This window comes from Paraburkholderia sp. RL17-373-BIF-A (genome assembly GCF_046030175.1).
Taxonomy (GTDB): domain Bacteria; phylum Pseudomonadota; class Gammaproteobacteria; order Burkholderiales; family Burkholderiaceae; genus Paraburkholderia.
Genome location: NZ_JARESO010000035.1, coordinates 43612 through 65857, shown reverse-complemented (window position 1 = coordinate 65857; position 22246 = coordinate 43612). Strand labels below are relative to the sequence as shown.

The following is a 22246-nucleotide window of genomic DNA, read 5'->3' as shown; positions in this document are numbered from 1 at the left end:
CACGTGCGCGCGCGTACGCATGACTACCCCTCAGAAAATGCTATATCACGCACTTTTGCCCACTAATCGATGTATACCCTTAACTAGTCTGACTAATTAATTACTGTCGCGCAGCTTTGCCTTTTTCATTTGCAGCTCGGGGTGCGGCGCAACACGATGACGGACCTGGTCTGGTGTCGCCGGAATGATGTGCACGATACACCGATTTAATAGTATTACTATCGAGTTGGCACCTGGAAGGAGAGGGACATGAAGAACGGAAAGCGCCCGCTACGCTCTGCCCAATGGTTCGGGTCGGCCGACAAGAACGGTTTCATGTATCGAAGCTGGATGAAAAACCAGGGCATTCCCGATCACGAATTTCACGGTAAACCAATTATTGGGATCTGCAACACGTGGTCCGAGTTGACCCCGTGCAATGCCCATTTTCGAAAGCTTGCTGAACACGTGAAACGCGGCGTGCTGGAAGCGGGCGGTTTCCCGGTGGAATTCCCGGTGTTTTCCAACGGCGAGTCGAACTTGCGACCCACGGCGATGCTCACACGCAATCTTGCGAGCATGGATGTCGAGGAGTCGATTCGCGGCAATCCGATCGACGCCGTCGTGCTGCTGGCCGGCTGCGACAAGACGACCCCCGCGCTTCTGATGGGCGCGGCAAGCTGCGACGTGCCGGCGATCCTCGTCACCGGTGGTCCGATGCTCAACGGCAAGCATCAAGGCCGCGATATCGGTTCGGGCACGATCGTCTGGCAACTGAGCGAGCAGGTGAAGGCGGGCAAAATCTCGCTGCACGACTTCATGTCCGCCGAAGCCGGGATGTCACGCTCGGCGGGTACCTGCAATACGATGGGCACCGCATCGACGATGGCCTGCATGGCGGAAGCGCTCGGCGTCACGCTGCCTCACAATGCGGCGATTCCCGCGGTGGACGCGCGCCGCTATGTGCTGGCCCATATGTCGGGCATGCGCATCGTGCAGATGGCGCTGGAGGATCTACGTCTGTCGGCACTGCTCACCCGTGAAGCATTCGAAAATGCGATTCGCGTCAATGCAGCGATCGGCGGCTCGACGAATGCGGCGATTCATCTGAAGGCTATTGCCGGACGTATCGGCGTGAGCCTTGAACTCGACGACTGGACGCGGATTGGACGCGGTACCCCGACGGTAGTCGACCTGCAGCCGTCGGGCCGCTACCTGATGGAAGAGTTTTATTACGCAGGTGGCCTGCCTGCGGTCTTGCGCCGGCTCGGCGAAGGCGGCCTGCTGCCGCATCCGGGTGCGTTGACTGCGAATGGTCAGTCGCTGTGGGACAACTGCAAGGATGCCCCGCTTTACAACGAGGAAGTCATCCGCACGCTCGATAAGCCGATTTTTCCGGACGGCGGCTTATACGTACTGCGCGGCAACCTTGCGCCCAACGGGGCGGTGCTCAAACCTTCCGCGTCCACACCCGCGCTCCTCAGACATCGTGGACGGGCGGTGGTTTTTGAAAGCTTCGAAGACTACAAGGCACGCATCGGTGCACCCGACCTGGACGTGACCGCGGATTCGGTGCTGGTCTTGAAGAATTGTGGACCCAAGGGCTATCCGGGCATGGCCGAAGTCGGCAACATGGGTCTGCCGCCAAAACTGCTGGCTCAAGGCGTGACGGACATGGTGCGGATATCCGATGCGCGGATGAGCGGCACCGCGTACGGAACGGTGGTGCTGCACGTAGCGCCCGAGGCTCGCGCGGGCGGCCCGCTTGCGGTGGTCCAGGACGGCGACTGGATCGAAGTGGACTGCGATGCCGGACGCCTGCATCTCGACGTCAGCGATGCCGAACTCGCCGCGCGTCTCGCCGCATGGACTCAAGCACGCCAGGACGATCCCGCCGACGCGAGCGGCTACCGGCATCTGTACGTTCAGCACGTGTTGCAGGCCGATCAGGGATGTGACTTCGACTTTCTGGTGGGCTGCCGGGGCGCGGAAGTGCCGCGCCATTCGCATTGAGCGGCGGAGAGCGGGCGATCGACAGCGCAACCTGTGCGTCGCTGCGGCTTCCTGTACGCATGTCCAGTCGATGACAAAGACGTTTACTTCGCATGCGAATGTTATATACTTCGCATGCGAACGTTTAGACGCGTTCCAATGTGCCCAGGCGTGCATACCCGTAGATAGCCGGAGCAAATCTTTGGAGACGAAGCAATGAATGCGGAAGTGAATGTAGAACTTGCAAATGGCGTGCTGGTCGTAACGATCTCGCGACCAGGAAAAATGAACGCCATTACAAACGTGATGTATGGCGCGCTTGCGGATGCAGTCGAGCGGGCCAATGTCGATGAGGACGTTCGCGCATTATTGATTCAGTCAGATGGGGACATGTTCACAGCCGGTAACGATCTCTCGGAATTCGCCATGCAGGCTGCGGGCAACGGTCCACAGGAACGTCAGGTGGTCCGCTTTCTTCGCGACCTGGCTAACGCGACAGTGCCTATCGTGGCCGCTGTTCAGGGCAAGGCGGTCGGAATCGGTACGACGATGTTGCTCCATTGCGACTACGTGCTTTTGTCCGAAGAGGCGCAATTGATGACCCCCTTCGTGAATCTGGCCTTGGTTCCCGAGGCCGCCTCGAGCTACCTTATGCCGCTACAGATTGGGCACGTCAGGGCATTCGAAATGTTCGCGCTCGGCGACCCGGTTTCGGCTGATTCCGCCGTTGCCTGGGGTATTGCAAATCGGCTCGTCCCGATTGCGGAACTGCGTACAGAAGCACGCCGGATTGCCGAGAAAATTGCCACCAGGCCCTACGGATCTCTGACGGCAACGAAACGGCTCATGCGGGACGCAGAGCGGCTGACAGCCCAGATGGATCGGGAAACCACGATATTCGTGGAGCGGCTCGCAAGTGCCGAGGCGAAAGAAGCATTCCTGGCGTTTGCCGAAAAGCGCCGGCCAGACTTCACGAAGATTCCGCGATGATGTGAGCGGCGTACACCGCCGAGCAAGACGGCGGCACGGCTGTGCCGCCGCGTTCAGTGTCACCCTATGCCGCTTCCTCGTCGACGTCGGGAAACTTGTCCTGCAAACTCGTCAGCCAGCGCGCAACCACGTCGATCTCTGACGACGTAAATCCCTCCGTCAATCGTGCATTCAACTCAGCAAGACCCGACTTCGACCGCTTGAGTGCGGCGCGTCCTGCGGCGGTCAGCCAAAGCCGCGACGCGCGTCGATCGAGTTCGTCCGAATGGCGTTCCACAAGACCGGCCCGCTCAACTCTATCGACCAACCCGCTCATTCCCGGCGCCTTGAGATCGAGTGCCGCGGCCGCCTCGCTTGTGAGGGCGCCGTCGTTTTTCCCGAGAAAGAAAAGCAGTCCCGCCTGCGCGGCGGTGACGCCACCTGCGGCTGTGCGAGTCTGCGACCATCGATTCAGGCGCTTTTGGCCCACATTGAGCAGATATACGAGCCGATGATCCATGTTTCAACCTCGCCTGTTGCGCTCCAGAGTTCGGCGCTTTTTTGTTGGAAGTTAGTTCGTGTACGAACTTTTATCTTAGCATAAGTCATATCGGACGACAGACGGCGGGAGTCGGCAAATGAGGCCGAGTGCGGCCACGAAACAACTGCTCAACCGGGGTCATACCCGCATGGCTGCAGCTAATAAAAGTGAACTTTTTCTTCCCGCCGTGTCCATTTTGATGGTCTTCCTTCGTCGTCTCAATGGCAGCATGCGGCTTGCCTCCGCATTCAGCCACCACTGACAGGAGATTTGCCATGACGATTCAAAAGATCACGCCTTTTCTTTGGTATTCCACGGAAGCTGAGGAGGCCGCTGCTTTCTATGCGAGTATTTTTCCAGACTCGCGCGTCACTCGGGTTACTGCGGTGCCGAGCGCCGGTTCCACGAAGGTTGTCGAGTTTGTTCTCTTTGGGCAGCCTTTCATCGCCATGAGCGCGGGGCGACTCGACGCGTTCAACCACTCGATATCCTTGATGGTCAACTGTGCCGACCAGGCAGAACTTGACCGCTATTGGAACGCTCTTCTCGAGGGCGGCGGCGCACCCGAGGAGTGCGGCTGGCTGAAAGACCGCTTCGGCGTCTCGTGGCAGATCGTTCCGACCGATATCCTCGACATGATGGCTGACCCCGATCCCGCCAAGGCCACGCGTGCTGCCGACGCCATGTTAAAAATGGTGAAGTTCGACATCGCCACGCTGAAAGCCGCCTATGCGGGGACGACGGATTGACAAAAGGCCCCGTATATCATGTGTGCCATAGAGCGTCGGTCGGGTTTGTCCGCTTCCGGCCGACGCTCATCTCATACGTTTCTGGAACCCTAACGCCAGGCGAGATCCCGAGAGCGGGAAACGCGGCGCTGTTTCGTCGGTAATGGCAAGTGCAGTGAGCATCTGACAAAATCTCTAGAAGAATACTAAGAACGGAGGCAGCTTGCGGACGGTCGAATACCGCTTTTCCACCATCTGGCGCATCGATGCGCCAGTGCAGGACGTGTGGGCGGCAATCCAGGATTCGGCGCGCTGGCCCGAGTGGTGGCATAACGTCGAGCGCGTGGACCAGTTGCAGGCAGGTTCCGATCAGGGCGTGGGCGTCGTTCAACGCTATACGTGGAAAGGCTGGTTGCCCTATCGCCTCGTGTTCGATATGCGGGTGACGCGCGTCGACCCGTTGGTCGCGCTGGAGGGGGAGGCCAGTGGCGATGTCGAAGGCGCCGGCCGGTGGAGCTTTTCGACCGATGGACGCGCTCTGACTGTAGTCCGCTATGACTGGTGCGTGCATACGAAGCGCCCATGGATGAATGCCTTGGCGCCGTTGTTGCGACCGGTTTTCCAATGGAACCACGATGCGGTGATGCGCGAAGGCGGCGCGGCGCTGGCGCGGCGGCTGGACGCGCGGCTGCTCGGCATCGAGCAGGAATGAAGCTCCATCCTGGCTGGAGCACGGTTCAATCAGCGCAAGCACGAATTCGCCCCAGCCGTTCGATGAAGTGTGCCGTTCAGGAGCCGCCGAACCAGTTGTAGCCCTGGTTTTCCCAGTAACCACCGGGGTATTCGTTCGTCACAGTGATCGCCACGATATGCTTTGGATTCTTGTAACCGAGCTTGGTCGGCATGCGTAGTTTCATCGGGAAGCCGTATTTCGGTGGCAGCACCTGACCGTCGTAGGTCAGCGTAAGCAGCGTCTGTGCATGCAGTGCAGTGGGCATGTCGATACTGGTCCAGTAGTTGTCCGCGCAGTGCAACGACACGTACTTCGCTGTGGTGTCCGCGCCCGAATGCTTCAGGAGACTGGAGAAGCGCACGCCGCCCCATCGGCCGATCGCACTCCATCCTTCAATGCAGATATGACGCGTAATCTGGCTTTCCTGTGGCATTGCGCGCAGTTCATCGAGCGTCCAGACGCGTTTGCCAGTCGCAAGACCACCCACCTGGAGCCGGTAGGTAGCGGCGTCGACTTCGGGCACATCGTCGACCTCGTAGAACGCGTTGAACGGAAACGGTCGCGTGATCATCGACTCAGGATAGGTCGGGGCCATCTCGTTCGGATCGAACAACAGGGCTTGCACCTCGTCGTTGAAGAACGACATTCTGCGCAGCATGGTGTTCACCGACTTGTCATTGGTCAGATCGCAGCCCGACAGCAAAGCTAACCCGCCGAGCGTGAGAACTCGCCTGCCAAGCAGCCGGCGGGCCGGATTTTTCAGTTCGTTGCGCGCGTCCTTGATTATGGATTCAGCGTGAGAGAAGAGAAACGTATCGGGCTTCCTGGGCATGGCTAGCGTCCACGAATCATCAAGAGCAGGGAGCGCGGCACCAGCGCCACCATGACGACGTGCACGACGAAGAACGCAACCAGCACGCTCATGGCAACAAAATGCACGACGCGGGCGTTGTCGTATCCGCCCATCAGCGTGCGCAGCAGCGGGAACTGTACGGACTTCCATATCGCCAGTCCCGACAGAACCACGACCGCGATATCGGCGATGACTACCAGATAGGCGAATTTCTGTACCGCGTTATAGCAGGTGAGGTCCTCATGCCCGAGCGTGCCGCGCAGCGCGGCGACGAGATCGGTTGCAAGTGATCTAAAGCTGATCGGCAGCAGTTTTCGGCGCAGGCGACCAGTGGCGAAATTCAGCCCGATATAGACGAGGAAATTCGCCACCAGCAGCCACATCACCGCGAAATGCCATAGCAAGGCCCCGCCGAGCCAGTTGCCCAATGTGATGGCAGAAGGAAATCGCAAGACCGGAAAGATCGGCGAGGCGTCATAGACTTGCCAGCCGCTCATCACCATCAGGACGACAGCGAGTGCATTGATCCAGTGGGTGATGCGGACCCAGGCGGGTTGAATCGTTGCGTGGCTCAAAGCGATCTCGTGATTGATGAGGTTGCGCATCGTCGGAAACGTCAAGCCACCGGCTTGCTCGGAATATCAATCGCTACTGGCCGGAATGCTGCGCTGCCTGTTCGATCAGCGCAGCGACTTCCCGCGGATGAGATTCGAACACCGCATGGCTCGCACCGTTGATCTCGACCGTATTGGCGTGAGCGCGCGCCGCGTACATGCGCTCGAGGTCCGGATTGATGATCTTGTCGGCCTTCGCGACCATGTACCAGCTCGGCTTTGTCTTCCATGCCGGATCGGAAATTTGCGCGGAGAACTCGGACGCCGCAAGCGGTATCTGCGCATGCGCTTCGAACTCGGCCTGCGCACGAGGCAGGTCGGGTGCGAACTGCAACGGATAGTCGGCGGGTTTCAGGTAGACAAAATTATCCGGCGTGCCGACGATGGAGATGGGTGAACCCGGGTACTTCTTGCCGTTGGCCGCCATGGTTTCGCCGGCGTCGAGCGCATGCGCGGCGATGTAGACCAGCGAGCTCACGTGATCGTCGTTCCCGGCTTCACTGATAATCGCGCCGGCATAGCTGTGACCGACGAGTACACACGGACCGTCGAGGCTGCTGAGCACGCGTTTCGTGGCAGTCACGTCGTCGTTAAACGATGTCAGCGGTTGTTGCACCAGTGTCACGTGGTAGCCATCCTTCGTCAGAATGTTGTAGACGGGGCGCCAACCCGCGGCATCGGCGAAGGCGCCGTGGACCACCACGATATTCTTAACGGGTGCGGCAAAAGCCGGCGCGACGGCAGTGGTGAGCAGGCAGAGTACGGCGGCGGCTCGTAACGCGGGAAAACGCATGGTGAATCCTTGAATATTAGAAGCGCAACAATGGATTAGGATTGTTGAATGAATGGAAAAGAAAATCGGAATGTCGACGGCATGAGGTGACGCGTAGCCGCTGTCGTGGTCATCTATGATTTCCAACACGATTCAGGCCGCTACCGTGGCCGGCCGCGCTTGCTGCCATCAGGGAAGATCATCGCCACTAGCGGCCACAGCGGAGACCGGCATCATGCGTTAGAACTGCGGCACCACGCCGTCCTTTTCGACGAACAGCACGTGCGCGTCATAAACCCCGTTCGCGCCTGGGGTCACCACGGCGAAAACTTTCTTTCCCGCGATTAGATCGGCTTTGCTGACCGGAACCGGCGTCACGACGGGCACGTTTGTCGGCACGGTCACCGTGCTGGAGCCGCCCTTGTACGACAGATTCAGTTCACGGCCGCTGGTGGCGGTGACAACCGATACTACGTTTGCATTCGTCATTGTGCTGTTAGGACCGAAGTCATAGGCGAAATGTCCTTCGGCCGTACCGCGTGCCGCCTCAGGAAAAACGATCATCGAAGTGGCCGTCAATTTCCCATCGCTGCCCGTGAGCGCCGGCGTCCCGACGTACGAACCGACTTTGGCGTCGGCAAGTTTGGCGGCCTTGAAAGCCGACACGCCGACGTCCGGCTTGACATCGATTGACACCGTATCGCCGCTGTTCCGGTGTACGGTCAGCATTTCGCCTTTGAACGACACGATATCGCCACGAATCCGTTCCGGTTTGACGTCAGGCGTTTGCGCGAAAGACACGCTGGAAAACGCAATGGCAGCGAATACAACGCCTAGTTTGTAATGAATCGACACGAGTTACTCCATCTACATGAATGCGATTGAATCGGGGCGCCGCGGTTGCAGCAACCCATGTTGCATGGGACCAGAGCAGGGCGCCCAAGCGCGAAGTCTGGTCGACAACTAAAGCGCTAACGCCGATCGACAGGAGACAGACCGCCCGCGCGGGTTTGTGCGCTGCCGAGGCGCGAACGGGTCAGGGCAGTTGATTTTTCATGGCCAGAACGTCGATCGGTTCGATGGAAGGAGGGCTTGCCAGCATCTCGTCGGCGCGCGCCATCAGGGCGTTGGCCATGCTACCGAGCAGGTGTGCCTGACGATCCTCTTCACTCGCAAAGGCGTCGAAGACGCCGAACGTCGTCGGCGAGAACTTGAGGGCGAACCAGATCGGCGTGGTCGCCTCGCGATTGGTCATTTCAAGGCCACTGGTAAGGAAGTCTGCGACCGCCTGCTCCTTTCCCGGTTTGGCTTCAAGTCGGACAAAAAAAGCGTGCTTGATCATCTTCGTTTCTCCAGTGTCCGCGTGATGGGTTCATGCGGTGAGTGACACTGTACAAACAGAGTGCGCAGGGGAATACTGTCTCAATCGACAATTTTGGTACCAATTCTGCCATGCGAATTTTTGTCCTCGCGCTCGAGGGCGTGTTCGACACAGGTCTCACCACTGTGCTCGATAGCCTGACGATGGCCAACGGCCTTGCGCAAGCGACAGGGATGACCACGCCGGGCTTCGACATTACCGTGGTGGGGCTGCGGCCCGAGGTGCGTACCGCGCTCGGGATGCAGGTACCCGTTTGCGATATGTCCGACGCTCCTGCGCCGGATTGGGTCGTCTTGCCGGCGCTCAACCGCATAACAGCCGATGCGCTTGTGCCTTTGCTCGGCCGCGATGATGTGATCGATGCGTCGAGTGCCTTGCGTGCATGGCGCAGCGGCGGCGCCCGGGTTGCGGCCGCCTGTACGGGCACGTTCGTGCTGGCTGAAAGCGGCTTGCTCGACGGTGGCGAAGCCACGACCACCTGGTGGCTCTCACCATTATTCCGGCAGCGTTATCCGCACGTGCATCTGGATGCACATCGGATCGTCGTTTCCAGCGGCGGCGCGCTGACGGCAGGGGCGGCCCTGAGCCACGTCGACCTTGCGCTCTGGTTGATCCGCAACAACAGTCCTGAGCTTGCGGCGCTCGTAGCCCGTTACCTCGTCTTCGATTCGCGGCTGTCGCAGTCGGCGTATGCGATCTCCGATCACCTTTCCCATTCGGACCCGCTCGTCGAGCGTTTCGACCGTTGGGTGCGTGAGCGTCTCGACACGGCAATCTCGCTCGACGCCGTCGCCGATGCATTGGCGACCAGCACGCGGACGTTGACGCGACGTCTGAATGCGGTGCTCGGTAAAACGCCCGTCGAGTACATACAGGATCTGCGGATCGAGCGTGCCGTTCAATTGCTCAAGACGACCAAGCTCACGGTCGATCGCATTGCTGAACAAGTCGGGTATGCGGACGGTCACACTTTGCGAACGTTGCTGCGGCGGCGGTTGGGTAAGGGAGTGCGTGAGTTGCGGGGATCTTGATGAGTCACAATAGCCGTCGTGCGATGCGCCCGCCGTCCGGTCCGGCCGAGTTCGCACAGTAGCGACGCCGGCAGCATCGTGCGCCACGCTCGCCGTCACAGCGCGCCGATCAAACAGCCAGACCAGATCTGCCCGGCGAAACAGGTTCGCCGGCAATGGGAGAGTCTATGTTCGACAAGATGCTGCGTATCGAAGGCGGACCGGACTGGCACCACTTCCACGTCTATACCGACAGCGAATTCGTCGCAGTACTGCTCGTCATAGCGCTGCTGCTCGCGATTCTGCTGGCGAGCGCGCTCTGCTACTACCTGACGCGCTCGATCATGCTGATGATTGTCGGCCGCCTCGCGCGCCAGGAGCGGCACAAGTGGCTGCGAGCCGCCGAGCGTCACAAGGTCTTCCACCGGCTCGCGCCGCTCGTGCCCGCCGCGATCGTCTACGCGGCCGGCCCGCTGCTTTCCGGCATCACGTTCCCGATGATCGCGGCGCTCGGGCATCCGCTGTCGGTGCTGGCGGCCTGCTACATGGTGTACACGTTGCTGCGCGCCGCGCTCGCGTTCCTCGACAGTGTCAGCGAGCGCTACAGCCACTTCCCATCCTCGAGCGAGCGGCCGATCAAAAGTTTCCTGCAGATCGCCACCATCGTGCTCTACGTGATCGCGCTGATCGCTGTGATTTCCGTGTTGCTGGAGCGTTCGCCCGCCTACTTCCTCACCGGCCTCAGCGCGATGACGGCGCTGCTCATCATCATCTTCCGCGATTCGCTGCTCGGCTTCGTGGCGAGCATCCAGCTCGCCGCCTACGACATGCTGCGAGTGGGCGACTGGATCGAGGTGCCCGGCTACGTCGCCGACGGCACGGTGATCGACATCGCGCTGAACACGATCAAGGTGCAGAACTTCGACAACTCGATCGTCATGCTGCCGAGCTACGTCCTCCTGACAAACGGCGTGAAGAACTGGCGTGGCATGACGGAGTCGGGCGGCAGGCGCGTCAAGCATTCGATTCATTTCGACGCCGACACGGTCCGCTTTCCCGACGAAGCGCTGCTCGCCCGGCTGCACAGCGATATCGACCCGCCGCTCGCGGCATTTGCGCCCGACGACGCACGGCGCACGAACCTCGGCCTGTACCGTCTCTATCTGACCGCGCATTTTCGCGACCATCCGGCCGTCCGCCGCGACATGCCTGTCGTGATTCGCCAGGTGCAATCAAGTCAGCCCGTCGTCGCGCTGGAGATCTTTCTCTACGTCGACGAAACCAACTGGGAGCCGTACGAAAACCTGCAGTCGGACATGCTGGACCATGCTTATGGGCTCGTGCCGCTGTTCGGCTTGCGCTGCTGGCAGCAGCAATGCCAGTCAGCGCGGCAACCTTAGCGGCGGTGCAATCGCGGGCATTGCATCTCGGGGCGTTCCAGCCGGCGGCTGGGCCACGGGAATGTCGGCTTGAGGAAAGCCGCCTCGGGCTGGCACTAGTTCAGCCCGGCATCTACACTTGTTCCATACCTTGGCTGATGATGCCAACGACTGCGCCGAACGGGCGACGCAGGTATTGCCGCGCTTCTCCACTGACAAGAATAATCAACAGCGATCCGGCGCGGACAGGAGACACCGACATGAACGGCTATCAGGTCACCTTCTTCACCCAACAGGATCGCCGCCATCACGGCAAGCCGCTGGCCGATTGGCTCGTCCATCTTGCGGGGGAACTCGGTCTGCGCGGTGCGACCGTGATACCGGGCTGCGAAGGCGTCGGCCAGCATCACCGCATTCACTCGGCGCACTTCTTCGAGTTGGCGGACCAGCCTTTGTCAGTCGTGATGGCGATGACGAGCGACGAAGCCGATCGATTATTCGACCGGCTACGCGCCGATGGTGTGCATCTGTTCTACGTCAAGACGCCTGTCGAGTTCGGGGTCATCGGGAACGACAACGGGAGCACTGCGAAGTCTTAGCATACGACTGCGTGCGCGAACTCCGCGAAGTTCGACGCGCCCAACTCGTTGCCGACCCGACGTGCATCGCCGGGCGGCGCGTTCAATAAGCGTCCATCGGCGCCGCAAAGCCGCCGGCTTCGTTCGTCTTTGCTTCCGGCTCGCCGAGATACGGGCGGTCGGGGCGAATCCAGTGCGCGGCAATCGGTCCGAGCACGAGAAAGAACATCGACAGTGCAAACACCGGCTGCCATGAATGCATCGTATCGACCAGCCAGCCGACGAGCGGCGGCGATACCGATGCCGCAATGCCGAGCCCCGTGTTCATGATGCTGCTCGAGGTCGCCGCGTGATTGGGCGCGAGATCCATTGCGACGGCCCACAGCGGCGCGGTCACCAGTTCAGATAGAAACAGCGCGGCAGCCAGCGAGAGGGCGGCGAGCGTCGACGACGTGTGCAGGAACATCGGCACGAAGAACACGATCGGCGCGAGAAAACCAACGGTAATCAGCGTTTGACGTGAGCGGCGAATGTTGCCGGTCTTCTTGAGCATCAGATCGCTGAGCGAACCACCGAGCGTGGTGCCGACCACACCGCTCAAGAAAATCCCCGAGCTGAAGATGGCCGAATGCCGGATATTCAGGTGATACGCCTGCGCAAAAAACGACGGCATCCAGTTCAGAAAGAACCAAAGAATCCAGCCGTGACAGAAGCTCACGACGGTGGCCGGCCACAGCGCGCGCAGCAGCGGCGGCCAGCGCATCGGCACGCGTGTCTTGCCGAGTTTCGCGGGGAGTCGCGCAATGTCCTGGGGCGTGATACCCGGATGATCGGCGGGATTGTCGCGGTAGTACCAGACCCACAGTACGACCCACGCCAGACTCGCCGCACCGAGTACGATAAACGCGATGTGCCACGAAAACGCGGTGATCAGGCCGGCGACGAGAATCGGCGTCGAGGCGTTGCCCAGCCGGGCACAGGCATGCGTGATGCCTTGTGAAAAGCCGCGCCGCTCGGGTTCCATCCACGCAGTCAGCGCACGGGCCGATGCCGGCACGATCGGGCTTTCACCCAACCCGACGACGAAGCGCGCGAGCAGCAACGTCCCCAGCCCGCTGGCGAAGCCGGTCAGAAGCGTGCCGAGTCCCCACAGCACGCCGCACACCGCGAGCATCTTGCGGGCGCCGAGACGGTCGCCGATAAAGCCGCCTGGAATCATCGCGAGCGCGTAGGTCAGCGCAAAGGCGGAGAACACGATGCCAAGCTGCGAGTTGCTCAGATGCAGATCGCGACGGATCGCGAGAGCCGCAGTCGAAATATTGGTGCGGTCCACATACATCAGGAACGACATGATGCACAGGACAATCAGTACGCCTGTCGTCGCGGAAAAGCGGTTGCGGCGGCGGATCGATTCCATCGTGTCTCCTCCTTGCGACCACGCAACGGCACGTGCCGTTGCGTCTCGTGTCGCGGCGTCGCGGGCATCGCCCCACGTCGCCGTACGTCGAACAGTTCGCTATGAATTGGTGTGATGCGAACTGAAACGCGAACTTGAACCTACTTATTCGAGTACTTCGCCGTGTACGCCGGCGGCGAGCGTCTGCTTTTCCCAGCGTTGCATCGGCACGACTTCGGCGACCGGACCGTTCGGCGAACGGAACTTGACCGGCAGATGACCCGGCGCCGTCAGGATTTCGCCGCCGTTTTCCTTGATCTGCGCGATGAATGCGTCGAGGTCTTCCACTTCCATGCCGATGTGGTGAATGCACGGCGCCGGGCCGGCGAAATCTGCTTCATCGGAGTCCGACTTCTCATAGTGAATCAGCGTCAGGTCCATGTAACCGTCGGTCAGGTGATGCGAAATGTGATCGCCGTTCTTGCCCTTGCGACGCACCGTGTTCACGTGCTTGTAGCCGAACACGTTCTCATAGAACGCGCGTTCCTTCTCGACGTCTTCAACCTTGAATGCAATGTGCTTGATGAAATTCGGCATGGGTCATCTCCTCTGATGTAAGCGCGCGTGGTTGCGCGATGAAGATCAGTCTAAGACGACATGCCGGCTCAGTCAATCGAATCATTCGAATGATTCGAATTAATGGATAGGTTCGGGTCGATGCCGATTGTCTCCGGTTATCGCGCTCGGTAGCGGCATGGCCCCGATCACAGTCACGCACGCGGGTGTCGATCCTGTATCCTTCCGGAATTCGCCGTGCAGGCCGCGAATCGGACCGGAGGCAGCGCATGAAATGTGTGCGTCTCGCGGCCATCTCATCGCGCATCGAGCGGCTTTTTCCGATTCCTTTTCTTCACTCTGACACTGACCTGAATGCCAGGACTTCGTACTCCGGGAGAGCAACCGCTCTATGAAATCGTCCGCGCCCGTATTCTCGAGCGCCTTCGTACCGGCCAATGGACGGCTGGCGACAAGATCCCGACGGAGCCGCAACTGGCCGAGGAATTCGGCGTCGGCATCGGCACGATCCGCCGCGCGGTCGAAGAACTGGTGGCCGAGCGTCTGCTGATTCGCCGGGCAGGGCGTGGCACGATCGTCGCGAAGTTCGCCGACGAACATGCGTTCGACCACTACTTCAGCTTCGTCGATACAGACGGCGAATTAATGAAGGTCACCGCGCGCCTGCTGCGCTTCGGCAAGGAGCGCGCGAGCCCGGCGCTTGCCGCGACGCTCAAGCTCGCTCGCGGCGCACGGCTTGCCACCGCCGACAATCTTCGGTTGCATGACGACGTGCCTGTCATGCTGGATCGTTTGTGGTTTCCGCTCGACGTGTTCCCGGATCTCGAACCCGGGATTTTCGAAGCACGGCGCGGTTCCATCTATGGCTTTTACCAGGAGCACTTCGGGATTTCGGTCGTGCGCGTGGTGGAAGATCTGGGCGGCGCGACCGCCGACGAAGAGGTGGCGCGCGCGCTGAATATCGAAGTCGGTGCGCCGGTGTTGCGTATCGAGCGCACGGCTTACACGTTCAAGGACCAGCCGGTCGAATTTCGCGTGCGCTATGTCGATTCGAGCCGTTGTTCGTATCGGAACGTGCGCGGCTTGCAGGATTGAGCGGTGTGCATCGACGGCGGGGAGGGCGGTGCGCCTGAGCGACTGCTCGGAAGCGGCAACGGCGTCCGCCGCGCGCCTGAAAAACGCTGCACGTCATCAACGAACGACGCCCATAAATCAGGACGTCGTTCGCATCGATCAGTCTATTGCCGGAACTGCGCGATCGCGCCGAGCGCCGGCTCATTGAATACCGTCTCGCACCACACGCGCGCCTCGTCGGCGAGTGCGATGCTCCAGCCGCCGTGCTGCGCGTTGTCGGTGAATTTGGCCGCGAGTTCGGCGCGCGACAGCGGTTCACGCGCGCCGCCGCGCATATGCGGCTGGCGCACTTCCTGAAAGGTGCCGTCGTTGAGCGTCGCGCGCAGATGGCCGGTGAAATTGCTCGGGTACTCGTTGTCCGGATCGATCACATAGCGGATCTTGCCGGCCAGCGCGAGCACCGCCGGATCGTGAATGCGCGCTTCGGTGAACTGGCTGAAGCCCGCCTTGCGATCGAAGAAACCCACGGCCATGCAGAACGGTGTGCTGAACTTGGCGGCGTAAGCAGTCGGCGGCCGATGCTTGACCGCGAGGTCTTCCCACAGCCGATGCACCGTGCCTTCGCCCACTTCACACACGATGTCGCGAATCTGATCCGCCTGCACGCCGCGCTCCGCGAGGGCGATCGCACAATCGATATACGGCTGGGTCATCGTGCCGCACGCATAGGGCTTGAAGGCTATCGTCTCCATGATCCACGACTTGCCGAGCGTATCGAGCACCGGCGAGAAATCCGGCGCGCGAGACGGCGCGAACGCCTTGAAGAAACCGTGCTTGCCTTCGAGTACCGTACGCGGGCCGTCGAAGCCGCCGCGCGCCATCAGCGCCGCGCGAATGCCCGACTGCGCGGCCCATCCGGCGTGCATCCGCTTGGTCGAGGTGCCTTCGGCCAGATACTCGATGATCCCCGCCGCCATGCTGCCCGCGATACCGAGCGCCGAGGTGGCCTGCTGCGGATTCAGGCGTAACGCACTTGCGACGCCGCCCGCTGCCGCAAGTGCACCGATCACGGCTGTCGGATGAAAGCCTGCCGTATGAATAGCGCGCGGCGCGACGAGACTCAACCGGCACATCAATTCCGTGCCGACCGCGATGCCACGCAGCAACGCTTCGCCACCAAGACCTTCACGTTCGCACGCTGCCAGCACCGCGGGCACGACCACCGCGCCCGAGTGCACCGGACCGCCCTCGAAGGTATCGTCGTAATCTTCGCCGTGCGCGGCGGTGCCGTTGATCAGCGCCGCGTCGAATGCACTGAAGCTGCCTGCGTGGCCGAGCGCTGTGCAGGCGCCGCCTGCATCGGTGGCTTGCAGCGTCGCGCGGATATACGATTCGTCGCGCCCGGCGATGCACAGACCCGTCACATCGAGCAGCAACAGACGGGCGATTTCGACAGTCTGTGCAGGCAGTGCCGACGCGTGCACGTCCGCAATCCAGGCGCCGAGTTTTTCGCCAACGATTCCGTGTCCTTCTGGTTTTTCAACGCTCATACGGGTGACCACTCCAAGTCGGTAATGAAATGCGTGCGCCGCCGTGTCGCGCGCGTGCCGGGCGTTTCGGGCGCGCGCTGAGGCTTAGTGCGGACCTTCGGCGACGGTGGCTCGCGCCGTCTTGCCGGCGGCGTCACCTGCCGCGGCTGCGGGCGCTGCGTCTTCCGCGCTATGCGCGGCGATCGCGCGCTGGAATCCCGCCTGCACGTGCTGGCGCATCGCCGTCGCGACGGCTTCGGGATCGCGGCTCGCGAGCGCGTCGAGAATCAGGCGATGTTCGGTGTGCGACGCCTGCGAGCTGCCCGCAATCGAAAAACCGCGCCGGCGCAGCAGGTGCATACGGTTGATCGTTTGCCTGTACAGACCGAGCATCGTCGCGTTGCCCGACAGTTCGACCAGCCGGTCGTGAAAGGCGATATTCAGCGTGAAGTAATTGTTCAGCTCGCCGTGGATCGAACTGGCTTCGAGCTGATCGAGCATTGCGTGCAGTTCCTGCAACTGCGTATCGGTGATCTTCGATGCGAGCCGGCGACCGGCCATCTCGTCGAGGCCGGCGCGCACTTCATAGAGTTCGGCGGCTTCGTCGTCGGAAATCTCGCGGATGTAGACGCCGCGATTCTTTTCGAGCCACACGAGACCCGCTTCCTCGAGAGCGCGAAACGCTTCGCGCACCGGACTGCGGCTGATCTTCAGATGGTCGGCGAGGTCCATCTCATTGAGTTTCATGCCGGCCTCGAGCTCACCCGTCTTGATGCGACGGAGAATTTCCTCTTGCACGAGACCGGACAGCGTGACGGAGCGAAGCAACTCGAGCGAAGTGGTGGGGCGGGGCATAGACAGACCTGTGTTGAGGAAAGCTGGCAGTGTACAACGCACATTGCGTCTTGAAGATTGTCGACAACATACTATCCACAACGCACGCGCGCAACTAGAATTTGCCATGATTTGCGTATTGTCGACAATATGTACAATGCGATCTCGTACCCTGGCGATTCCCTTTTCATGGCCTGACTACCCTTTACGATCCGATGACCCAAGCCGATCGCGTCACCCAAACTCTCGCGCGCTACCTCGTCAACGCGCGTGCCGACAGCCTGCCGCAAGCCGTGCGCGACCATGCGGTGCGTACTTTCGTCAACTGGATGGGCTGTGCGGTCGGCGCGTCGCGGCATGAAGCGGTCGAGATCGCGATGGCGGCGCTCGCACCGTTCGGCGGCCCGGCGCAGGCGACGGTGCTCGGCCGCACGGAGAAGGTCGACGTGCTGAGCGCCGCGCTCTTCAACGGCATCAGCTCGCACGTGTTCGACTTCGACGACACGCATCTGAAGACCGTGATCCATCCGGCGGGCCCGGTGGCGTCGGCGATTCTTGCGCTGGCCGAGTATCGGCCGGTCAGCGGCAAGGAGTTCATTCTCGCACTGACGCTCGGCATCGAAACCGAATGCCGGATCGGCAATGCGGTCTACCCGAACCACTACGACATCGGCTGGCACATCACCGGCACGGCGGGTGTGTTCGGCGCGGCCGTCGCGGCGGGCAAGCTGCTCGGGCTCGACGAACAGCAGATGATCTGGGCGCTCGGTCTCGCTGCAACGCAGCCGGTCGGCCTGCGTGAGATGTTCGGCACGATGACCAAGAGCTTCCATCCGGGACGCGCGGCGCAGAACGGCCTCGTGTCGGCGTTGCTGGCGGCGCGCGGCTACACGAGTTCGCAGCAGGGCATCGAAGCGAAACGCGGCTGGGCGAACGTGACGAGCACGCATCGCAACTACGCGGAAATCACGGACGGGCTCGGCGAACGTCATGAAAGTCTGCTGAACTCGTATAAGCCGTTTGCGTGCGGCATCGTGATCCATCCGGCGATCGACGGCTGTATCCAGTTGCGCAACGAACATGGGCTGAAGGCGGACGCGATTGCGTCGGTGCAGTTGAAGGTGCATCCGCTGGTGCTCGAACTGACCGGCAAACGCACACCGCAGACCGGGCTCGACGGCAAGTTCAGCGTCTATCACTCCGCGGCGGTGGCGATCATCGACGGTCGCGCGGGCGAGTATCAGTACAGCGACGCGGCCGTTCATGACGCCGCGACGGTGCGGCTGCGCGACAAGGTCACCGCCGAGATCGATCCCGCGATGCCGGCCGACGCCGTTCACATCACGGTCACGCTGACCAATGGCGAGCGGCTCGAGAAACATGTGGAGCACGCAATCGGCAGCATCGATCGGCCGATGAGCAATGCCGAGCTGGCCGCCAAGTTCACCGATCTGGTCGAACCGATTCTGGGCGGCGCGCACGCCGCGAAGCTGCTGGAAGCGGGATGGCAGATGGAATCGCTGGACAACATCGCAACGCTGGCGGAGCTGGCGCGTCCGGTCGAGAAGACGTCGTAAAACGGCGCTCACGTGCAGTACCGATGAGGTGCGCCTCGTGCAAGCAGGGGCGCGCGTCATCGATAACATTGTCGACATAACACAAGCCGCGATACCCAAGAACGCGGCGGACCGTGGATTCAGGAGACGAGATGTCGAGTTCCGTCGGTGTGGCAGTCGCAGTAGCGCGTCCGTATCGCGTCTTTATCGCCACATGGGCGGGCTGGATGCTGGACGGCTTCGACAACGCCATCTACATCTACGTGATCGTGCCCGCCTTGACCGAGTTGCTGCCGAAAAGCGGCTTCGTGGCCGATCACGCGCATATCGCGCGGCTCGGCGGGTTGATGTTCAGCCTCTTCATGCTCGGCTGGGCCTGCTCGATGTTCTGGGGCTGGTGCGCGGATCGCTTCGGCCGCGTGCCGACCATGTGCGCGACCATTCTCATCTATTCGATCTTTACCGGCGCCTGCGGGCTCGCGCCGGGCATCGTGTCGTTTGCGATCTTCCGTTTTCTGACGGGCTTCGGCGTCGGCGGCGAGTGGGCCGCGGGAGCGCCGTTGTTGCAGGAGTCGGTGCCGGAGCATTTGCGCGAGCGTCTGTCTGGATGGCTGCATACCGGCACGCCGATCGGCTTTCTGCTGGCGTCCGCCGCCGCGCTGGTGATTCTGCCGCTGGGCGGCTGGCGCGTTCTGTTTCTGATCGGCAGCGCACCCGCGTTGCTGACGATCTGGCTGCGCCTCGGCGTGCCGGAGTCGCGCCGCTGGCAAGAGCAGCGACGCGCACAGGGTCCGCGTGCACGCGTGCGTGATCTGTTCGCTCCCGGCATGGCGCGCACCACCTGGTCCGCAGCATTGATGATGACGTGCCTGATCTTCGGGCTGTGGTCGTCCACGTTCTGGATTCCGACGCTCGTGATTACCTGGCAGCGCGCGGGCGGCGCATCCGTTGCCGATGCGCAGTATCTCGGCTCGCTGAGCGGCCTGATCCTGAGCGTCGGCACGCTCGCGGGATGCGTCGCGATGCCGTGGATCGTGCGCTGGATTCCGCGCCGCAAATCGGTCGCCAGCGTGTTCTTCTCCGGTGCGCTGATCTGCAATGTCACGTCGTACTTCGGCATTGTGGTGTTGCTGAAAAGTCTGCCGCTTTTCCTGATCACGCTGCCGCTGCTCGGCTTCTTCACGAGCGGCGTGTTTTCGCTGTTCACGATCTGGCTGCCCGAAATGTTTCCGACGATGCAGCGCGCGCTCGGTTCCGGATTCGCCTTCAGCTTCGGCCGCGTGCTCGGGGCGGCGGGGCCGTCGATTGTCGGCGCGCTCGCGGCGATGTTCGGTTCCTATCCGCTCGCGATCACGGCAGTCTCGCTGATCTATCTAGTCGGTCTGTTCTGCGTGAAGTGGGCGCCGGAAACCGCGCATCGGGCACTGCAGAGATGATCAAACGTATTCCGAATGATGTGCGTCGCGCGCCGCAGGGCGTCGGCGGCAATCGAAACTGAAGGAGCAAACCATGCATCACGGTCACAGTCGCGGTCACGGGCAGGGCGGTTCAAGATGAAAGCGAAAGCAGGCATGTTTACCGGCACCACAGGCAGAGTGTTCATGCTCATCTGCGCGATGTATTTCATCGAATACGTCGACCGGGTCAATCTTTCCATCGCGGCGCCGCTGCTGAAGTCGGAGATGCATCTGTCGAACACGCAGCTCGGCATTGCACTCTCGGCGTTCGGCTATTGCTATGCGATCTTCCAGGTCATCAACGGCTATCTGGGCGACAAGATCGGACCTCGCCGGATGCTGGCGTTCTCGGGCATCCTATGGACGCTCGGCACGCTCGCGACCGGTGTGACCGGCGGCCTCGCGACGCTGGTGCTCTCGCGCGCACTGGTCGGCCTCGGCGAAGCCGGCACGATTCCGAACGCCACGCGCGCGATGGCCAACTGGGTTCCGCTGGTAAAACGTGGCTTCGCACAGGGCTTCACGCACTCGGCCGCGCGCCTCGCGGCCACCGTCACGCCGCCGTTGCTCGTGCTGATGATTCCGCTGCTCGGCTGGCGAGGCGCGTTTGTCGCGCTGGGCTGCGTCAGCGCGATCTGGGTGGTCGTATGGGCGCTGTATTTCCGCGACGATCCGCGCACGCATCCGTCGATCACCGCCGCCGAAGTCGATACGTTGCCGCCGTATGCCGGCCCGCGCCATCGCACGGCGGTGCCGTGGTGGCCGCTGATCCGGCGCATCATGCCGGTCACGCTGGTGTTCTTCTGCCACGCATGGACGCTGTGGCTGTATCTGAGCTGGCTGCCGAGTTTCTTCGTCGGCGTGTACGGCATCGACCTGAAGAGCACGGCGCTGTTTACGTCGGGCGTGTTTCTCGCCGGAGTGGTCGGCGATACGGCGGGCGGCCTGCTGACCGACGCGATTTATCGACGCACCGGCAATCTGAATACGGCGCGGCGCAACGTGATCATCATCGGTTTCGCGGGCTCGCTGCTGTTTCTCTCGTGCGTGCTGTTCGTGCGGGACCGGACCTTGATCGCGCTGTGTCTGGCCGCGGCACTGTTCTGCCTTGAATCGACCGAAGGCCCGATCTGGGCCGTGCCGATGGATGTCGCGCCGGCCTTTGCGGGCGTCGCTAGCGGCTTCATCAGCACGGCGGCCGGTCTTGCGGCGGTGGTGTCGCCGGTCGCGTTCGGCCTCATTACCGACATGACGGGCAGCTATCGACTGCCGTTCGTGATGTCCATTGCGCTGTTGCTGGTCGGCATTGCGTTGTCGTTCTGGATTCGTCCCGACCGGCCGCTGCAAGCCACCGCGCAACCCACGCTATCAACGAAATCACTGGGAGTGCATTCATGAAAGGAGAAGTCAACGGCGTCGCGGTCGTCACCGGGGCGGCGCGCAATATCGGCCGCGAGATCGCACTGCAACTCGCTGCAGCGGGCAATGCGGTGCTCGTCAACGCGCGCAGTTCCGCCGCCGAGGTCGCCGAAGTCGTGCGCGCGATCGAGGCCGCAGGCGGCCGCGCGGCCGCGCATCTGGCCGACGTCAGCGAACCGGCGGGTGCGCAAAGTCTGATGGAAGCGGCGATTCACCATTTCGGGCAGATCGACATTCTCGTCAACAACGCCGCGGTGCGTCGCGAAGTGCCGTTCGCGGAGCTGGATTACGCACGTTGGCGCGAGGTGATGTCGGTGATTCTCGACGGCGCGTATCTGTGCGCGCACGCGGCGTTGCCCTATTTGCGGCAATCGAAGGCCGGCGCGATCGTCAATATCGGCGGCATGTCCGCGCATGGGGGCTCGGCGGGGCGCGCGCACGTGATCGCCGCGAAAGCGGGCCTCGTCGGTTTGACGCGCGCGCTGGCGCACGATCTGGGTCCGGACGGCATCACCGTCAATTGCGTGGTGCCCGGCTTGATCGCGACCGTGCGCGGCGGCGCGGCGGGCAATACCGAACCCGCGCATCACGCTGAGCGCACTACCTTGCTTGGCCGGCGCGGCCAGCCCGACGAGGTCGCAAGCCTCGTGCAGTTTCTGTGCGGCCCGACAGCACGTTATCTCACGGGCCAGGCGATTCATGCGAACGGCGGCGCTTTTCTAGGCTGATCGTAGCCGCGGCGGCGCGGCAGACAACATCTGCGCGCCGCTGTCGAACAGTTTCAAGTCGGACTCGCTATTGCGGGTTTCGCAGGAGGATTGCTTATGCGGTGAAGACGTCAAATTAGTTAGTATTACAGAGTGAAATGTTTTCAAG

At 61.8% G+C, this 22246-nt stretch carries 22 protein-coding genes; 12 read left to right on the top strand and 10 right to left on the bottom strand.

What is annotated here, in order from left to right; genetic code table 11:
- The first annotated feature begins 249 nt into the window (after nucleotides 1-249).
- Nucleotides 250-1992 carry an IlvD/Edd family dehydratase gene (locus tag P0D80_RS32805; RefSeq protein WP_408290131.1) on the top strand — a complete coding sequence of 581 codons (1743 nt, stop codon included), beginning with the start codon at nucleotides 250-252 and terminating at the stop codon, nucleotides 1990-1992.
- 195 nt (nucleotides 1993-2187) lie between these two features.
- Nucleotides 2188-2961 (top strand): enoyl-CoA hydratase, encoded by a 774-nt coding sequence (locus tag P0D80_RS32800; protein ID WP_408177707.1) that lies wholly within the window; start codon nucleotides 2188-2190, stop codon nucleotides 2959-2961.
- Nucleotides 2962-3025: 64 nt separating this feature from the next.
- On the opposite strand, the gene P0D80_RS32795 is transcribed toward P0D80_RS32800, so the two are convergent.
- The gene (locus tag P0D80_RS32795) at nucleotides 3026-3460 is read right to left on the bottom strand and encodes a MarR family winged helix-turn-helix transcriptional regulator (protein WP_132381596.1); all 435 of its coding nucleotides are present in this window, start codon (nucleotides 3458-3460) and stop codon (nucleotides 3026-3028) included.
- 296 nt (nucleotides 3461-3756) lie between these two features.
- Between P0D80_RS32795 and P0D80_RS32790 the strand changes: the two genes are divergently transcribed.
- Both P0D80_RS32790 and P0D80_RS32785 read left to right on the top strand, forming a co-directional pair.
- On the top strand, nucleotides 3757-4230 hold the full coding sequence (locus P0D80_RS32790; RefSeq protein WP_408290128.1) for a VOC family protein: 474 nt from the start codon (nucleotides 3757-3759) through the stop codon (nucleotides 4228-4230).
- Nucleotides 4231-4432: 202 nt separating this feature from the next.
- Nucleotides 4433-4921, top strand: a complete 489-nt coding sequence (locus tag P0D80_RS32785) for an SRPBCC family protein (RefSeq protein WP_408290126.1) — start codon at nucleotides 4433-4435, stop codon at nucleotides 4919-4921.
- Between the two features lie 76 nt (nucleotides 4922-4997).
- Here the strand turns inward: P0D80_RS32785 and P0D80_RS32780 are convergent, their stop codons facing one another.
- The 5 genes from P0D80_RS32780 to P0D80_RS32760 form a co-directional block, all read right to left on the bottom strand.
- Nucleotides 4998-5774: a molybdopterin-dependent oxidoreductase gene (locus P0D80_RS32780; protein WP_408290124.1), complete on the bottom strand. Its 777-nt coding sequence runs from the start codon at nucleotides 5772-5774 to the stop codon at nucleotides 4998-5000.
- A 2-nt stretch (nucleotides 5775-5776) separates the two neighbouring features.
- Entirely contained in the window at nucleotides 5777-6400 is a 624-nt protein-coding gene (locus tag P0D80_RS32775) for a cytochrome b/b6 domain-containing protein (protein WP_408290122.1), read from the bottom strand.
- A gap of 43 nt (nucleotides 6401-6443) precedes the next feature.
- Nucleotides 6444-7202 carry an alpha/beta fold hydrolase gene (locus P0D80_RS32770; RefSeq protein ID WP_408177712.1) on the bottom strand — a complete coding sequence of 253 codons (759 nt, stop codon included), beginning with the start codon at nucleotides 7200-7202 and terminating at the stop codon, nucleotides 6444-6446.
- A 219-nt stretch (nucleotides 7203-7421) separates the two neighbouring features.
- Nucleotides 7422-8036, bottom strand: coding sequence for a hypothetical protein (locus P0D80_RS32765; RefSeq protein WP_408177713.1), 615 nt, complete (start codon nucleotides 8034-8036; stop codon nucleotides 7422-7424).
- A gap of 181 nt (nucleotides 8037-8217) precedes the next feature.
- Nucleotides 8218-8523, bottom strand: coding sequence for a putative quinol monooxygenase (locus P0D80_RS32760; protein WP_408177714.1), 306 nt, complete (start codon nucleotides 8521-8523; stop codon nucleotides 8218-8220).
- A gap of 110 nt (nucleotides 8524-8633) precedes the next feature.
- On the opposite strand from P0D80_RS32760, the gene P0D80_RS32755 reads away from it, so the two are divergent.
- The 3 genes from P0D80_RS32755 (at nucleotide 8634) to P0D80_RS32745 (ending at nucleotide 11550) form a co-directional block, all read left to right on the top strand.
- The gene (locus P0D80_RS32755; protein ID WP_132381610.1) at nucleotides 8634-9593 is read left to right on the top strand and encodes a GlxA family transcriptional regulator; all 960 of its coding nucleotides are present in this window, start codon (nucleotides 8634-8636) and stop codon (nucleotides 9591-9593) included.
- Between the two features lie 167 nt (nucleotides 9594-9760).
- Entirely contained in the window at nucleotides 9761-10972 is a 1212-nt protein-coding gene (locus P0D80_RS32750; protein ID WP_408290119.1) for a mechanosensitive ion channel family protein, read from the top strand.
- Between the two features lie 239 nt (nucleotides 10973-11211).
- Nucleotides 11212-11550 (top strand): DUF190 domain-containing protein, encoded by a 339-nt coding sequence (locus P0D80_RS32745; protein WP_408290117.1) that lies wholly within the window; start codon nucleotides 11212-11214, stop codon nucleotides 11548-11550.
- Nucleotides 11551-11632: 82 nt separating this feature from the next.
- Here the strand turns inward: P0D80_RS32745 and P0D80_RS32740 are convergent, their stop codons facing one another.
- On the bottom strand, nucleotides 11633-12946 hold the full coding sequence (locus P0D80_RS32740; RefSeq protein ID WP_408177716.1) for an MFS transporter: 1314 nt from the start codon (nucleotides 12944-12946) through the stop codon (nucleotides 11633-11635).
- 144 nt (nucleotides 12947-13090) lie between these two features.
- Nucleotides 13091-13522 (bottom strand): VOC family protein, encoded by a 432-nt coding sequence (locus P0D80_RS32735; RefSeq protein ID WP_132381618.1) that lies wholly within the window; start codon nucleotides 13520-13522, stop codon nucleotides 13091-13093.
- Between the two features lie 333 nt (nucleotides 13523-13855).
- Between P0D80_RS32735 and P0D80_RS32730 the strand changes: the two genes are divergently transcribed.
- On the top strand, nucleotides 13856-14596 hold the full coding sequence (locus tag P0D80_RS32730; protein WP_408290114.1) for a GntR family transcriptional regulator: 741 nt from the start codon (nucleotides 13856-13858) through the stop codon (nucleotides 14594-14596).
- A gap of 143 nt (nucleotides 14597-14739) precedes the next feature.
- Here the strand turns inward: P0D80_RS32730 and P0D80_RS32725 are convergent, their stop codons facing one another.
- Together P0D80_RS32725 and P0D80_RS32720 are read right to left on the bottom strand one after the other, a co-directional pair.
- Nucleotides 14740-16125: an MmgE/PrpD family protein gene (locus tag P0D80_RS32725; protein ID WP_408177718.1), complete on the bottom strand. Its 1386-nt coding sequence runs from the start codon at nucleotides 16123-16125 to the stop codon at nucleotides 14740-14742.
- 84 nt (nucleotides 16126-16209) lie between these two features.
- Nucleotides 16210-16959 carry an FCD domain-containing protein gene (locus P0D80_RS32720; protein WP_408177719.1) on the bottom strand — a complete coding sequence of 250 codons (750 nt, stop codon included), beginning with the start codon at nucleotides 16957-16959 and terminating at the stop codon, nucleotides 16210-16212.
- 194 nt (nucleotides 16960-17153) lie between these two features.
- Here P0D80_RS32720 and P0D80_RS32715 point away from each other — a divergent pair, with 194 nt between their 5' ends.
- The 4 genes from P0D80_RS32715 (at nucleotide 17154) to P0D80_RS32700 (ending at nucleotide 22098) form a co-directional block, all read left to right on the top strand.
- Complete coding sequence (locus P0D80_RS32715) at nucleotides 17154-18515, top strand: MmgE/PrpD family protein (protein ID WP_408290111.1); 1362 nt, start codon at nucleotides 17154-17156, stop codon at nucleotides 18513-18515.
- A 131-nt stretch (nucleotides 18516-18646) separates the two neighbouring features.
- Nucleotides 18647-19930, top strand: coding sequence for an MFS transporter (locus P0D80_RS32710; protein WP_408290109.1), 1284 nt, complete (start codon nucleotides 18647-18649; stop codon nucleotides 19928-19930).
- A gap of 117 nt (nucleotides 19931-20047) precedes the next feature.
- A complete protein-coding gene (locus P0D80_RS32705) occupies nucleotides 20048-21349 on the top strand; it encodes an MFS transporter (RefSeq protein ID WP_408177722.1) in 1302 nt (433 codons plus the stop codon).
- Nucleotides 21346-22098: an SDR family NAD(P)-dependent oxidoreductase gene (locus P0D80_RS32700; protein WP_408290106.1), complete on the top strand. Its 753-nt coding sequence runs from the start codon at nucleotides 21346-21348 to the stop codon at nucleotides 22096-22098. Before P0D80_RS32705 ends, P0D80_RS32700 begins: the two co-directional genes overlap by 4 nt.
- Nucleotides 22099-22246: the final 148 nt, after the last annotated feature.

Coding starts and splice junctions, on each gene's coding strand:
- P0D80_RS32730 (WP_408290114.1), top strand. CDS start 13,856: ATGCCAGGACTTCGTACTCCGGGAGAGCAACCGCTCTATGAAATCGTC.
- P0D80_RS32700 (WP_408290106.1), top strand. CDS start 21,346: ATGAAAGGAGAAGTCAACGGCGTCGCGGTCGTCACCGGGGCGGCGCGC.
- P0D80_RS32725 (WP_408177718.1), bottom strand. CDS start 16,125: ATGAGCGTTGAAAAACCAGAAGGACACGGAATCGTTGGCGAAAAACTC.
- P0D80_RS32755 (WP_132381610.1), top strand. CDS start 8,634: ATGCGAATTTTTGTCCTCGCGCTCGAGGGCGTGTTCGACACAGGTCTC.
- P0D80_RS32790 (WP_408290128.1), top strand. CDS start 3,757: ATGACGATTCAAAAGATCACGCCTTTTCTTTGGTATTCCACGGAAGCT.
- P0D80_RS32795 (WP_132381596.1), bottom strand. CDS start 3,460: ATGGATCATCGGCTCGTATATCTGCTCAATGTGGGCCAAAAGCGCCTG.
- P0D80_RS32800 (WP_408177707.1), top strand. CDS start 2,188: ATGAATGCGGAAGTGAATGTAGAACTTGCAAATGGCGTGCTGGTCGTA.
- P0D80_RS32715 (WP_408290111.1), top strand. CDS start 17,154: ATGACCCAAGCCGATCGCGTCACCCAAACTCTCGCGCGCTACCTCGTC.
- P0D80_RS32770 (WP_408177712.1), bottom strand. CDS start 7,202: ATGCGTTTTCCCGCGTTACGAGCCGCCGCCGTACTCTGCCTGCTCACC.
- P0D80_RS32805 (WP_408290131.1), top strand. CDS start 250: ATGAAGAACGGAAAGCGCCCGCTACGCTCTGCCCAATGGTTCGGGTCG.
- P0D80_RS32705 (WP_408177722.1), top strand. CDS start 20,048: ATGAAAGCGAAAGCAGGCATGTTTACCGGCACCACAGGCAGAGTGTTC.
- P0D80_RS32735 (WP_132381618.1), bottom strand. CDS start 13,522: ATGCCGAATTTCATCAAGCACATTGCATTCAAGGTTGAAGACGTCGAG.
- P0D80_RS32710 (WP_408290109.1), top strand. CDS start 18,647: ATGTCGAGTTCCGTCGGTGTGGCAGTCGCAGTAGCGCGTCCGTATCGC.
- P0D80_RS32740 (WP_408177716.1), bottom strand. CDS start 12,946: ATGGAATCGATCCGCCGCCGCAACCGCTTTTCCGCGACGACAGGCGTA.
- P0D80_RS32775 (WP_408290122.1), bottom strand. CDS start 6,400: ATGCGCAACCTCATCAATCACGAGATCGCTTTGAGCCACGCAACGATT.
- P0D80_RS32750 (WP_408290119.1), top strand. CDS start 9,761: ATGTTCGACAAGATGCTGCGTATCGAAGGCGGACCGGACTGGCACCAC.
- P0D80_RS32720 (WP_408177719.1), bottom strand. CDS start 16,959: ATGCCCCGCCCCACCACTTCGCTCGAGTTGCTTCGCTCCGTCACGCTG.
- P0D80_RS32745 (WP_408290117.1), top strand. CDS start 11,212: ATGAACGGCTATCAGGTCACCTTCTTCACCCAACAGGATCGCCGCCAT.
- P0D80_RS32780 (WP_408290124.1), bottom strand. CDS start 5,774: ATGCCCAGGAAGCCCGATACGTTTCTCTTCTCTCACGCTGAATCCATA.
- P0D80_RS32760 (WP_408177714.1), bottom strand. CDS start 8,523: ATGATCAAGCACGCTTTTTTTGTCCGACTTGAAGCCAAACCGGGAAAG.